Raw genomic sequence first — 13,746 nt, 5'->3', positions numbered from 1 at the left:
GTCGACGAGTTCAGCCGATGCCACCTGCGGCGCCAGTGGACACGGCGTCTGTCCGGTCTGTCGTGGCAAAACGCTGATCGAGATTCGCGGTAAATTGCAGTGTTCCCGTTGCCACTCGATTTGTGAAACCTGTTGCGAAGGTGGTCGCGGGTAAACTCGGGGGCATGTTGTGCGCCGATTGAAATCGAGATCCAAAGCTGAGATTCGGAAAGAGCCCCATGGAAGCGATCATCCTGGACCCAGGCGGTCTTCACTACCAGAGTTCGCACCCCGCACCGACGCCGGCCGAGGGTGAAGTGCTGGTGCAGGTTCTCCAGGCGGGAATTTGCGAAACTGATCTGCAACTCGCTCACGGTTACATGGGGTTCCGTGGGATCTTGGGGCATGAATTTGTCGGCATCGCGAAGACGGGAGTTCATGCGGGACACCGAGTGGTCGGCGAGATCAATTGCAATTGCCGGGTCTGCCCGACCTGCCGGGCCGGGCGACCGACACACTGTCCCAAGCGGACGGTGATCGGGATCGATCGTCACGACGGCGCGTTCGCCGAAATCGTCGCGATTCCGGGGCACAATTTACATGTGGTTCCCGAAAACGTGACCGACGACCAGGCGCTCTTTACCGAACCGCTCGCCGCCGCCTTTGAGATCTTGGAACAGGTTGCGATCACGTCCTCCGACCAGATCGCGATCTTGGGTGACGGTCGATTGGGCTATCTGTCGGCCCAAGTACTTTCATCCGTTGCCGACCGCATCACCGTGTTCGGCAAACACGGTGTCAAACTGCTGCGTTTCGGACATCGTGGATACGAAGTGGTTCAAGTCCCGTCGACCGATCCCGCGGAGCTTCCCCATCACAAATTCGACGTGGTGGTCGATTGCAGCGGATCGACGAGCGGGTTGCCGATGGCCATGCACCTGGTCCGGCCACGCGGGACGGTGGTGCTCAAGACGACCGTCGCCGATCCGCATCAACTTTCACTCGCTGCGCTGGTGATCGACGAAATTTGCGTCGTCGGTTCACGCTGCGGTCCGTTTGCAAAAGCGCTCAATGCGCTGGCCGGCGGCCAAGTCGACGTGGACGGTTTGATCACCGATCGATACACGCTGGATCAGGTCAAACCCGCGTTCGCGTCGGCCGTCAATCCGAATTCGTTCAAGGTCGTCTTTGACGTCGGTTCCCAATCGCCTTAGGACTCGTCGCTTTGTAGCGGCAGGGCGCGAGCCCTGCGGCCATTCAAGGTGTTTTCAAGCGGACCCGGACGGCTCGTGGGCTGTCGATTGAGGTCCGCATGCGTGAGCAAAGGGTCACGCGGCGCCCCTCGCTAACGCGTTCGGGCTGGGATCATCGTTTAGATTTCGGAACGTCGACGAAATCGACAGCCCGCTCGTGCCGTTCCGCTAACAAGGTCGTTTGATTGCGAGCGAGTCCTTGGAGCCGGGCGGAAACGCGTTGTCATCCTGTCGGCTCAACGCCGGCGGCGGAGCACATAGACGACATCTTCACTCGCCGCATCGACCGTGATCGGGTCCGACAGGTCATAGCCAAAGTCAAACGTTTCGACGATCTCCCACAAACCACTGTGATCGATCAACGCCTTCATCTGACGCATCGTGTAGCTGCGCAGCACCAGTTCATCGACGATCCGCACCGAGCCCGATGGACGATGGATATCAAACCGAATGCCGAACCGTTCGACGCGTCGTTTGGGGTCGCGTGAATTGGTCCACATGTGCGTGTTGACCGTCAGGTGACCTCGACGAGCCGACCACGATTCCCCTTCACTCGGTATCGCTTTGGTCGGAGTCAGGTGCACGCCCAGCAGGTAGAGTCCCCCGACGCGGACCGCATCGGCCATCGAATTGAAGTGCCCGCGTGCGGCCGCTTCGGTCGGCAGGTGGCGAAAGCTGTTAATGGTGTTGAACGCGACATCCGTTTTTTTTCGCAGCCGAAAGTCCGACATGTCGGCCACAAAGGCGCGATAAGGCATCCCGTGACGCTCAAACCTGGCGTTGCAGAACTCGATCGCTTTGGGGTTCAAATCCAAGCCGTCGACGTCGTGACCGCGGCGGGCGAGGGAGTACAGCAACCGCCCGGTCCCGCACGCCGGCTCGAAAAATCGTTTCGCCGGTCGGCTCGAATACTGCTCCGCACAACCCAGAATGAACTTGGTCTCCGCGGCACAATCGGCCCCGAAGACCAGATCGTAATACTTCGGGTGGTCGTAGATGGATTCGTTCAGTTCTTGCACGGCGTGTCACTTGACGGAGGAGGACGAAAACGCTTCGGTGATTGGCAAGGCTTTTACTCGTTCTACAATCCCCCGTCTACCACTGCGGTCGACCACACCGTTTCACATCACATCACGATCCCCCCGTCCACACCGCTTCCCATCGATATCATGCTGATCGTTCTTTCGCCGGCCAAGACACTGGACTATGAATCCCGACCGAAGGTCCCGGCACGGACCACTCCCGAGTGGCTCGCCGAGAGCGAAAAGCTGGTCGACTTGCTCAAGAAGAAAACCCCCAAGCAGATCCAGACGCTGATGGGCGTGAGCGAGAATCTGGCCGAACTGAATCATGGACGCTATCAGGACTGGCAGCTTCCGATGCCCGAAGAGGCGTCTCGGCCGGCAGTTTTGGCGTTCAAGGGAGACGTCTATCTCGGGCTTCAGGCCGACCAGATGACGGAAAAACAACTGCTGTACGCGCAGGATCATCTGCGAATCCTTTCCGGACTTTATGGCGTGCTGCGGCCACTCGATTCCATGTTGGCGTATCGGTTGGAGATGGGCACGGCACTAAAGACCCGTCGTGGCAAGGATCTGTATGCGTTTTGGGGAACGCGAATCACGCAATCGATCAACGAGCAACTCGACGCAACCGACTCGCGGTACCTGTTGAATCTGGCGTCGAACGAATACTTCCGGAGCATTCAGAAAAAGAGCGTCCAGGCCGAGATCGTTGCACCGGTGTTCAAAGAGCAGAGTAACGGCAAGTCTCGCGTGATCAGCTACTTTGCCAAAAAGGCGCGCGGGACGATGGCCTCCTGGGTGATTCGAAACAAAGTCAAAACGCCGGCCAAGCTGGTGAAGTTTGCCGAAGACGGTTATCGCTACGACTCCGAATCGTCCAGCGAAACCGCGCCGGTGTTCTTGCGCGGGTAAGACGTACGCCTCTTTGACCCACCCGATATGATTCAGCCCCCGTGGTGCTCGATCAGATGCGCAAAGAAAACCGATTTGTCATCGGCGTATTTTTGCGGCTCGCCGGCTCCCCGTCGCCAGCGGGTGACTTTGGTTTCCTCGAACCTCAGCGAGAGTTCCCGATCGGAACGTAACGCATCGCGGACGGCGATCGAACTGCGATAAAACGGACTATCTAAATAGGTCAAAAACACGCGATGGGTTTCTTCCCCGCTACGTGGCTTGCAGAACACAATCGCTTCGGCGGCCCACATTGGTGTGCCGACGCGTCTGAAATTCAGCCCCTCGATCATGTCTGATGATTCGGCGATCGCTTGCTGGGAATCATTGTCATCGCGGACCGCCGCAACCACATCCAGGACCGGGCGGGCGATCATGCCACCGATCGCGGTGCTGCCGATGTGTTGAACGTCGATCACCCAACCGAGGCAACTGTGCAAGATCCCGCTTCGCGTTTGCTCGAACTCCTGCCGCCAGCGCGGGTCGTAATGCATCAATCGGACGGTGTCGGTCATGGCGGGCTTCAATCAACAGGCCGAAATGGCGGTCAACAAAAAAACGAGCCCATCGCGGATGCGATAGGCTCGCTGTATCGTTTCCTGATGTCAAGTTCGGACGCTACTTGCTGCTCAGCAAGGGCAATCGCGACTGCTTGACTTCATCGCGGATCGAATCGACGTACGACTCATCGGCCGGGCACAGTCGTCCGGCGGGGACCGTGCAGGTTCGGCCGTTGGACTTGAGCAATCGCACGTTGTCGGTGTTGATTTCGATCAAGCGGCCTTCGACCTGATACTTGCCCGTGTTGTCGATCCACGTTCGCACATGGGTCTCGTCCAGCGGGTTGATCGCGACGGCGGGTGCGACCGAGACGACTTGAACACTCAGCGAACCCTCGGCCGCGGGCGTTTTTCCAAACAGGTCGTCCAGATTGTCCGCTGCGTCATCGGCGGGCTTCTCTTCGGTTGCCGGTGCGTTCTCGCCGTCGCCCGGATCGCCGAACAGATCGTCCAGGGACTCGGTGGCCGACGATGCGTCCGAAGCGTCGGCTGCTGGTTCGGGCGTGTCGCCGAACAGGTCGTCCAGTCCGCCATCGGCCGGTGCGGGTGCTTCGGTCGCCGGTGCAGCGTCGGCCGGTGCCGGATCGCCGAACAAGTCGTCCATCGGTTCTTCGGTCGCCGGTGCGGCGTCGGCGGGGGCTTCCGCAGCGGGCGCGTCACCGAACAGGTCGTCGAGTCCGCCGTCGGCCGGTGCGGGCGTTTCGGTTGCCGGAGCAGCGTCGGCCGGTGCCGGATCGCCGAACAGGTCGTCCATCGGTTCTTCGGCGGCCGGTGCGGCGTCGGCGGGGGCTTCCGCAGCGGGCGCGTCACCGAACAGGTCGTCGAGTCCGCCGTCGGCCGGTGCAGGTTCTTCGGTTGCCGGTGCAGCGTCGGCGGGAGCCGGATCGCCGAACAGGTCGTCCATCGGTTCTTCGGCGGCCGGTGCGGCGTCGGCGGGCGCTTCCGTCGCGGGCGCGTCACCGAACAGATCATCAAGTCCGCCGTCGGCCGGCGCGGGTTCTTCGGCTGCCGGTTCGGTGGCCGGTGGCTCGGGCTCGGTCGTCGGGGCCTGGTCAAACGGGTTGGGTTCCGCGGCTGGGGGGGCGTTTTCGGCGGGCATGGTCGCCGCTTCGCTAGTTTCCGCTTCGGCGGCTGGCGGTTCGGGCTCTGTAGCCGGTTCTGGCTCCGGCTCGGGTTCTGTAGCCGGCTCTGGCTCGGGCTCTGCTGGCGGCTCTGGCTCGGGCTCTGCTGGCGGCTCTGGCTCGGGCTCTGCTGGCGGCTCTGGAGCCGGTGGTGCCTCGACGGTAGCTGAATCGCCTGGGGTGGTGCTCATCGGTGCGGTTTCGTGGGCCGCGGGCGCGACGGCACTTCCACAGCAATCGACGGACACGACCGGCGAGCAGGGAATCGTTTCACATGCCGGGACGGGATCGCAGCAAACCACCGGGGTCGGATCGCAGCAAGTGACCACGGGCGCGGGACAGATCGGCTGGGAAACACAAGCCGGTTCCGGGCAGCAAACCTCTGCGCATGAATCAGACGAGTTTCCGCGGAGGCGTTTGAGTAAGCCGCCGGCCGATGCAGGGCCGATGCCGAGCATCACGGTCAAGCAGACGACCAGGGTCCACTGAAATACGTTTCGGACCTTTCGATTCATGGTTTTGGGCTCCTGAGCGGCCGATGTGCCGCACGAGACACGCGGATGTGTGGGAAGATTCGGAAAGCGGTAAAGGCGTCGCCGAAATCGGCGAATGTGAGAACCGACCATGCTAATTCGCCCAAAATCGCGTCACAAGCAGATAAACTGGGCAAATTGCTCTTGTTCTGCCAGCACGAGAACATCGCAATCGGTCTGTCGGCAGCCTCAGCATAGGCGATAAAACCAAGCACTGTAGAACGAAGGTGGGGGCCGGTGCTGTAATACTTCCGGCGTCGTGACTTTCCAATCTCACCCGATTCGCCCTCTCCAAACGATTCAAACTTATCATGTTTCGCCTGGTTCAAGGACTGTTTTCGTCGATGAGCCTGGAGCGAAAGTGCCTGCTCTTCTTTGGGTCGGCCTTCACGCTGCTGATGTGCGGTGCGTTCTTGGTCGTGCAGACGCTCGGCAACCGATTGGTCCAGCGGACGACACAGCAGCGGGCCCAAGACCTGGCCGATGCCGAGCTGATGCTGTTGCACAGCGACGCCAAATGGGCCCAGACCAGCAGCCCCGAAGCGATCGCGGCCAACCAACCGATTCTCGCCGGTCTGCGGGCAGAGATGCTCGCCAAGGACATCGAATTCGAGATTCTGGGGCTCGAAGACCGAGTGGCGTACACCAATCTGCCCCCGATCTCGCCGCCGGAGGACCCCGCCGAGCTGAAACGCCTGCGGACCCTCGAGCCTCAATTTCGCAGCCAACTGGCCCGTCGCATCGCCCAGCAGCAACCCGATATCTCCGAGTCGATCGACTTGGGCGAAAATGAATCGATGAGCATGATCGGGCTCGGCACGCTGCCGGTGCACCAGCAGCTCGGACCGGTCGACGGCCGCTACATTTACTATCGCCCCGTCTTTCCGAAACTGACCTGCATCACCTGCCACACTCCCGAAGGCGAAAAGGCGGCGTTGGCCACGTCGGGCACTCCCACCGAACAAGCCGGTTTGGCGCCGTTCCGAGTGATCCGCGTCAGCATGCCCTACAAGGACACGGAAAACCAAACCACCTGGATCAGCTCGATCGTCGTCGCCTTGGCCTTGTTCATCGTCGCGGCGACGCTGTACATGCTGCACGCCTTGATCCGCTACCTGGTGCTCGAACCGTTGTATCATTTGCGCGACGTCAGCGATTCGATCACCCATGGTGACGTGACGCAGCGTGCGGTGATCGAATCGGAGGACGAGTTTCGCGAGCTCGCCGACGCCTTCAATCGAATGTTGCGGGGGATGTTGGAAAGCCAGGAAAAAGAAAAGATCATCAACGCGGAACTGGATGGTCGCGTCGATCAGCTCGCCCAACTGAACTGGCAACTCTACGAAGCCAACCGCGTCAAAAGCGACTTCATGGCAAACATGAGTCACGAGCTGCGCACACCGCTCAACAGCATCATCGGATTCTCCGATGTCTTACAAGGAATCGACTCGCTGACCGACAAACAGCGGCGTTACGCGCAGAACATTCAAAAGAGCGGACGTCTGCTCTTGGAAATGATCAACGACATCCTGGATCTGGCCAAGGTCGAAGCGGGGAAAATGGAGGTCCGGCGGAACGAATTCGACCTCGGCCGCCTGGTGACCGCCCAGTGCGACATGATCGGATCGCTGTCGGAGGAAAAAGACATCTCGTTGACCGTCGACGTCCCCGACGATCTGCCGACCGCGTTTCAGGATCCCAACAAGCTCGGTCAAATCGTCAACAACCTGCTTTCCAACGCGATCAAATTTACGCCCGAAGGTGGCATGGTGACCGTCCGCGTGGTCGATCTGTCCGGCGGCATCTCGACCGGACGGTTCCGTCTGTTGATCATCGACACCGGCGTGGGGATCGCCGAAGAGGATCAATCGGTGATTTTTCAAAAGTTTCGACAGAGCCGGAAAGTGCTCGACGGCGAAGGGCTGACCCGTGAATTCGCCGGCACCGGCTTAGGGCTTTCGATCGTCAAGGAACTGGCGAAACTGCTCGGCGGCGAAGTCGGTTTTGAAAGTGAGCTCGGACGCGGCAGCACGTTTTGGGTCGAATTGCCGTGGCGATTGAGCGACGAGACGATTCAATTGGCCGCTGAACTCTCGCAGCCGCGCGGATTGCCCGCACCGACCAAGGGCACCGTCGGCGACGTGACCGGCGACATGGTCGCCAAGTAACGCCGCCGGAGCGGTGGATGTACCGACGCGGCCGATCGACTTGCCATGCGAAGTGCTTTTTTGATAGCGGTAGGGCGCGAGCCCTCCGGTCTTTCAAGCTGAAATCGGACGGCTCGCGCCGTTCCGATCACGCCTTCAGTGCCAAAGTCGATGGCGTTAGTCTAACGCCAGTACCAACCTGCTCCTGCATCCTCCCGGCTCTTCGACTGCGTTCCCCGTTGACAGCAGCGGCGATCACCGAAAGACTCTCTCGCGATGAAACCAGTCCAGCTCTATACCGACGGCGCATGCAGCGGAAACCCCGGACCGGGTGGCTGGGCGTTTATCTTGCGGTGCGGCAAAACCGACAAGGAACTCGAACGCGCCGCCGGTGATCCCCAGACCACCAACAACAAGATGGAACTGCAGGCGGTGATCGAAGGGCTCAAGGCTTTGAAGGAACCCTGCGAAGTCACCTTGTATGCCGACAGCAGTTACGTGCTGCAGGGAATGCAAAGCTGGATGAAGGGATGGAAGAGTCGCGGCTGGAAACGGAAAGACGGCTCAAAACTCGTCCCCGTCAAGAACGTCGAGCAGTGGCAGGAACTGGATCGGTTGATGCAGAAACACCAGATCAAGTTCGAACACGTGAAAGGCCATTCCGGCCATCTGGAAAACGAACGCTGTGACCAGTTGGCCGTCGCCGCGTATCAACGCTATCTGGTCAAAAAGTAGGTGATTCTGATGAGCGACACTCCGTTGGCGGACAAGAACGTCCTGATCCTGGTCGGAGACATCTACGAGGACCTGGAACTGTGGTATCCGAAACTGCGTTTGATCGAAGCCGGTGCGTCGGTCACCGTCGCCGGCCCGGAGGCGGGGCGTTGTTACGCCGGCAAGAATGGCTACCCCTGCGTCTCCGACGCCCGGATCGACGAGCTGGACGAAGCGACCTTCGACGCGTTGGTCGTTCCCGGCGGATTCATGCCCGACAAATTGCGGCGTGATCCCGTCGTGCTCGATTTAGTCCGGGCCTTCAACGATGCCAAGAAACCGATCGCCGCGATCTGTCACGGCGGCTGGATCCCGATCTCCGCCGGTGTCTACCGAGGCATCCACGTGACCGGATCACCGGGGATCAAAGACGACCTGATCAACGCCGGTGCAAATTACCAAGACGCCGCCGTGGTCGTCGATCAAAACCACGTGACCAGCCGACGGCCGGATGATCTGCCGGATTTCTGCCGCGAATTGATCAAGCTCTGCAGCTGATAAATCAGCGTAGGCTGTTCGCGCTGCGGCGCGAGCGGCCTGTCGATTTAGTGAGCCGCGACGCGTGAGCGGCCGGGCCTCCTGGCGCTGCCCGTGGCCTTACGGCCAGCGGCTCACCATTGGATCGACGAATCCCATCACAGCGACAGCCCGCGAGCGGGCTTGCGGCGGGCCGCTGCCCAAGTGTCCGCATGGAGCGGACGGACGGAATCAGTCCTTGCGACCAAGCGACGCAGCGCCGAACGCGCCGATCCCGCAAACCACCGCCAGACCGGCCGTGATCACCGCGTTCCACCCCCATCTGGCCTTCTCGGTGACAACCGCGTGGTAGGTGTACGGTGACACCATATCGAGCGAGCGAACTTCCATGTCTTCGAAATCCAGGACCACCGAAGCGGGCTCGACACGCGCATAGCTTTCTTCGATCTCGGCCAGGTGCGATTCCGTCGTGGTGGTCGTCTCGATCATTGCCCAGCGAACAGTGGTGTATCCCGCCCCCAACAGCAGCGCGACGGCAACCAGACCGAGCAGGAGGAAAGCGATCGTGCTACCGCCCGAAGGTGCCTTCGCGGTCGGCCGGTCTCGGTCGTCCTCGACTTGCGGCAATTCCCGCAACTCACCCAGTTTCGGAATTGCGACATCTGCGTGACAGTGGGGGCATTGCGTGCTGTCCCCCGCCTGTGCAGGGGTGACTGTCAGTTCAGCGTGGCAATTTGGGCAAGATAGCAAGTGCATCGGCTAAAATATGAAGAAGTTTTGAAGTTGTTGCGGGTGGACCCGACTGGCGACCAGACTAAAATCTTAGACGTCCTCGATCACGCCACAATACACGCCGCTCCCACACCGAACTGATTGTCGGTCGCAGTACGAAATGATTCGTCACTCGTCCAGCATTGCAATCACGACGCCTGTCGGACATCCCCGATGACCCGCGGTCTAATAACGAACTACTTTGTTCGTGCGAGCAATCCGATGGATTCGGATTTGCGATTCACCTTGGTGGCGTGAACACGTCGGGAACGGCCAGGAAGGCGAAGGTCGAAGTCCATTACGAGCAACGGTTGCACGTATTCCAGAAACGAATCTCCATCTGTCGGCACAATCCTTGGCGTTCACTCTCACCGTTGGAGCATCGGAACGGTTCCGGTCGGTCGCGGCAAGAGACGACGCAAGTGCAAGTAGGCACGAGTAGGTACAGGTCAGTAATTGTACGCGGGCACAAATCTGATGGTTCGATTTGGGACGCTGTGAAACGTCGTTCACCGTCGCGGAGTAGGGACAGGGGGCATACTTGGGGAAAAATTTGCACGGGAGAGGAGAAATGGGAGCAGCGCGAGCGCGCCTTCTCGCTCCCGGCAAAGTCAACCAATCACGGCCAACTGGGACAACTGGAAAGTTTTTCCAATTAGCCGCGGCCGCCAGGGAAACGTAAGGGGGGTGGTAGAGTTTCACCAGCGAATTTGAATCAGACACCGTTCTCGCCATGGTTCCCGGCGATGTGGGTTGGTCACGATCAACCCGCCCGTTGAACTGGAGTAAATGGTTTGGTGAATTTCACCAAAACCCCCTACGCCGAACCGACACACCGATCATTATTCATTACAGATATCCTGCACTGTTCCTCTTGGAGTTTTAGTTTTGTTCGACACCCTTTTGGACGAATTTGAAGACGTCGCCGCACATTCCGCCGAGGCGGTAACCGGTGGCTTTCGCAAACTTCCTGTTGATGAGAACGAGGAGGATGGTGGCGTGGGCTCGCCTTCGCAAGTGGCCGAAGGCGAAGTCCAGTTGGACAGTCCCGACGAGTTGTTAGCCGTCGAAGAGGCGGAAACCTGGTCCGACGACCCGGTGCGGATGTACTTGACCCAGATGGGTGAAATTCCCTTGCTGACCCGGCGTCAAGAAATTGAGTTGGCCAAACGGATCGAAGAGACCCGTCGCCGCTTCCGCACCAAGTTGCTCGAAAACCACTATGTGCTCGTTGAAGCCTACAAGACGCTGAAGAAGGTTTATCGCGGCCAATTGCCCTTCGACCGAACCGTTCAGGTTTCGGTGACCGATCGGCTCGAAAAAGAGCAGATCATCGGACGGCTGCCGCACAACCTGCTGACGCTGCAAACGTTGCTCAAACGGAACAAGCACGACTGGAAAGTCGCGCTCAGCAAGAGCGCTTCCAAGCGACGTCGTGCCGAAGCTTGGCGTGCCCTGGCGCGTCGTCGACGTCGAGCCGTCCGGTTGATCGAAGAGCTGGGGCTGCGAACCCAGCGGATCGAGACTCGGATCGATCTGCTCGACAAATTTAGTCGCCGAATCTCCGAAATCGATTCGCTGGTCCGCGATCAACGGCGGACCAAGCACGGCCGTGAAACCCGTGATGCCCTGCTTCACGAACGTCGCCAGATCCTGACCGCGTGCCAGGAAACGCCGACCTCGCTTCGCAATCGTGTCCGCATGCTGAAAATGGTCTACGCCGAGTATCAGCAGGCCAAACGGGAGTTGAGCGAAGGGAACCTCCGGCTGGTCGTCTCGATCGCCAAAAAATATCGCAACCGCGGTCTGTCGTTCTTGGATCTGATCCAAGAAGGCAACGCCGGCTTGATGCGGGCAGTCGATAAATTCGAATACCGCCGTGGGTTCAAGTTCTGTACCTACGCGACGTGGTGGATTCGACAAGCGATCACCCGTGCCGTCGCCGACCAGAGCCGAACCATTCGGATTCCGGTTCACATGGTCGAAACGATGAGCCGCGTTCGCAACGTCGCTCGGCAATTGCTGCAGGAGCTCGGTCGTGAGCCCACGATCGAAGAAACGGCACGTCGCGCTGACGTGACGGTGGAAGAGGCGCGCCGAGTGCTCACCATGAGCCGCTTCCCGATCTCGCTCGACCGTCCGGTCGGCAACAGCGAAGACAGCCAGTTCGGTGACCTGCTGCCCGACGGAACCGCTGAAAGCCCCCAGATCGGTGCCACGCAAGAGATGCTCCGCGACCGAATCACCAATGTGCTCAAATCACTCTCCTACCGCGAACGCGAAATCATCAAGCTCCGCTATGGACTCGGTGACGGGTACAGCTACACGCTGGAAGAGGTCGGGCACATTTTCAAGGTGACCCGCGAGCGGATCCGTCAGATCGAAGCCAAGGCGGTTCGCAAGTTGCAGCAACCCAGCCGCAGCCAGGACCTGGTCGGGTTTCTCGATTAGCCGCATCCGGCGTATGCCGTGGGGCAAGCAGCCTGCTTGCCGTCAGCGTGCGAACGCAAGCTGGAAGCTTACGAAACGCAAGCTGGAAGCTTACGCCACTTAGCCATCCCGAAAATCAGGGCGACGATTGAAAAATCGCCGCCCTTTTTTTTGGATTCGACCCCACCAGCCTCTCACGCTCTTCTCTCCCGGACAGCTGATTTCAATGCCGACCGTCGCCGAGGTCCTCTCGCAGGGCTGGAAAGTTCATCAAGCCGGCAAGATCGATGATGCGCTGCGTTTGTATCAGCACGTCATCAAGCAGGCGCCGCGCAATCCCGAAGCGCATGTCTATCTCGGTATCGCGCTGTTTGACCAGCGGCGCTACAGCGACTCGATCATGGCCTATCGCACCGCGCTCGCTCTCAAAGACGAGTTCCCGATCGCATGGAACAACCTCGGCAACTCGCTTCGGATGACCGGCGACGTCCAGGAGAGTGATGCCTGTTTCGACAAGGCGTTGTCGCAGGATCCGGAGTACCTGTCGGTCTACAAAAATCGTGGCACGCTTTGGATCTGGTCCGGCGAAATCGAGCGGGGACTTCGGTGGTATGAAAAGGGGCTGCAAATCGCACCCGATGATCCCGAGCTGCATCGCAACCTGGGCGTGATCTATCTGCTGCTGGGCGACTTCGATCGTGGCTGGCCGGAATACCGTTGGCGATGGAAGATGGGCGGATTGCGCCGTACTGGATCGCGCGCGCCGCTGTGGAAAGGGGAGCCGATCTCAGGGCGTTCGATCTTGCTGTATCCCGAACAAGGTCGCGGAGACGAGATGCATTTCATCCGCATGGCCAGTGTGTTGGCGGCCGAAGGGGCTCGCGTCGTCGTGCAGACCGACCCGCAAATGATCCCACTGTTTACTTCCGTGCGAGGCGTGCAGACGCTGCTGCCGGTGGGAAGCCAATTGCCGCCGGTGGATTTTCAGGCGTCCTTTATCGATGCCGTCGATAGCTGGTACCAGGCGACAGGCAGCTTGCCGTATGCCGCCAAAAAGTTTGCCGAACGGGACGACCTCAGCGGTTACCTGAATGTCTCCGATCCGTTGGTCAGCTACTGGGATCGCTGGATGGAAAAAAACGCGATGGGCAAGGACCATCGAAAACGCATTGGGATCGCTTGGCAAGGCAATCCGAAACATCATGCCGATGTCTACCGAAGCATCCCGTTGGAAACGTTTCGACCACTCGCCGAAGATAAAAATTTAAACCTGATCAGTTTGCAATTTGGTTTCGGCAGCGAGCAACTCGATCAAGTCGATTTCGGCGACGCCATCGACCGATTGCCCGACGACACCGACACCAGTGGCGGCGCGTTCACCGACACCGCGGCCGTCATGAAGAACCTGGATCACGTCATCACCACCGACACCTCGGTCGCGCACCTGGCCGGCGCCCTGGGGGTCCCGGCGACGGTGATGCTGGGCCGGGTCCCCGATTGGCGCTGGTTGCGTGACGGAGACCGCACCGAATGGTACCCCAACATGCGGTTGGTGCGACAACGTGAAATGGGCCACTGGAACGATGTCGTTGGGCAAGCCCATCAATCCCTGATGTCGGATGAGCCGTAGGGTATGCTGTGCATGCCGATGGTCTAAGAAAGTGGCGTAAGCTTCCAGCTTGCGATTCCTGCACCGCAAGCGCGACAGCCTGTCGATTTAAGCCC

General features: G+C 59.8%; 12 protein-coding genes. 8 read left to right on the top strand and 4 right to left on the bottom strand.

Features of this window, described 5'->3' with window-relative positions:
• Window positions 1–218 precede the first annotated feature (218 nt).
• Window positions 219–1,193, top strand: coding sequence for an MDR/zinc-dependent alcohol dehydrogenase-like family protein (locus tag NZK35_RS13735; RefSeq protein WP_259633107.1), 975 nt, complete (start codon window positions 219–221; stop codon window positions 1,191–1,193).
• 275 nt (window positions 1,194–1,468) lie between these two features.
• Here the strand turns inward: NZK35_RS13735 and NZK35_RS13730 are convergent, their stop codons facing one another.
• A complete protein-coding gene (locus tag NZK35_RS13730) occupies window positions 1,469–2,251 on the bottom strand; it encodes a class I SAM-dependent methyltransferase (protein WP_259633106.1) in 783 nt (260 codons plus the stop codon).
• 150 nt (window positions 2,252–2,401) lie between these two features.
• On the opposite strand from NZK35_RS13730, the gene yaaA reads away from it, so the two are divergent.
• Window positions 2,402–3,169: a peroxide stress protein YaaA gene (yaaA, locus tag NZK35_RS13725; protein ID WP_259633105.1), complete on the top strand. Its 768-nt coding sequence runs from the start codon at window positions 2,402–2,404 to the stop codon at window positions 3,167–3,169.
• Between the two features lie 32 nt (window positions 3,170–3,201).
• Here the strand turns inward: yaaA and NZK35_RS13720 are convergent, their stop codons facing one another.
• The gene (locus NZK35_RS13720; protein WP_259633104.1) at window positions 3,202–3,723 is read right to left on the bottom strand and encodes a GrpB family protein; all 522 of its coding nucleotides are present in this window, start codon (window positions 3,721–3,723) and stop codon (window positions 3,202–3,204) included.
• 103 nt (window positions 3,724–3,826) lie between these two features.
• Entirely contained in the window at window positions 3,827–4,867 is a 1,041-nt protein-coding gene (locus tag NZK35_RS13715) for an SHD1 domain-containing protein (RefSeq protein ID WP_259633103.1), read from the bottom strand.
• Window positions 4,868–5,069: 202 nt separating this feature from the next.
• On the opposite strand from NZK35_RS13715, the gene NZK35_RS13710 reads away from it, so the two are divergent.
• The 4 genes from NZK35_RS13710 (at window position 5,070) to NZK35_RS13695 (ending at window position 8,841) form a co-directional block, all read left to right on the top strand.
• Entirely contained in the window at window positions 5,070–5,378 is a 309-nt protein-coding gene (locus tag NZK35_RS13710; RefSeq protein ID WP_259633102.1) for a hypothetical protein, read from the top strand.
• 355 nt (window positions 5,379–5,733) lie between these two features.
• On the top strand, window positions 5,734–7,590 hold the full coding sequence (locus NZK35_RS13705) for a sensor histidine kinase (RefSeq protein WP_259633101.1): 1,857 nt from the start codon (window positions 5,734–5,736) through the stop codon (window positions 7,588–7,590).
• Between the two features lie 255 nt (window positions 7,591–7,845).
• Window positions 7,846–8,304 carry a ribonuclease HI gene (gene rnhA / locus NZK35_RS13700; protein ID WP_145391288.1) on the top strand — a complete coding sequence of 153 codons (459 nt, stop codon included), beginning with the start codon at window positions 7,846–7,848 and terminating at the stop codon, window positions 8,302–8,304.
• A gap of 9 nt (window positions 8,305–8,313) precedes the next feature.
• Window positions 8,314–8,841, top strand: coding sequence for a type 1 glutamine amidotransferase domain-containing protein (locus NZK35_RS13695; protein WP_259633100.1), 528 nt, complete (start codon window positions 8,314–8,316; stop codon window positions 8,839–8,841).
• Window positions 8,842–9,051: 210 nt separating this feature from the next.
• On the opposite strand, the gene NZK35_RS13690 is transcribed toward NZK35_RS13695, so the two are convergent.
• Entirely contained in the window at window positions 9,052–9,576 is a 525-nt protein-coding gene (locus NZK35_RS13690) for a hypothetical protein (protein ID WP_259633099.1), read from the bottom strand.
• Window positions 9,577–10,479: 903 nt separating this feature from the next.
• Between NZK35_RS13690 and NZK35_RS13685 the strand changes: the two genes are divergently transcribed.
• Together NZK35_RS13685 and NZK35_RS13680 are read left to right on the top strand one after the other, a co-directional pair.
• Window positions 10,480–12,042, top strand: a complete 1,563-nt coding sequence (locus NZK35_RS13685) for a sigma-70 family RNA polymerase sigma factor (RefSeq protein WP_259633098.1) — start codon at window positions 10,480–10,482, stop codon at window positions 12,040–12,042.
• 205 nt (window positions 12,043–12,247) lie between these two features.
• On the top strand, window positions 12,248–13,651 hold the full coding sequence (locus NZK35_RS13680) for a tetratricopeptide repeat-containing glycosyltransferase family protein (protein ID WP_259633097.1): 1,404 nt from the start codon (window positions 12,248–12,250) through the stop codon (window positions 13,649–13,651).
• The last annotated feature ends 95 nt before the right edge of the window (window positions 13,652–13,746 follow it).

This window comes from Stieleria sedimenti, assembly GCF_025060895.1.
Classification (GTDB): domain Bacteria; phylum Planctomycetota; class Planctomycetia; order Pirellulales; family Pirellulaceae; genus Stieleria; species Stieleria sedimenti.
This window is presented reverse-complemented; position numbering and strand designations above follow the sequence as displayed.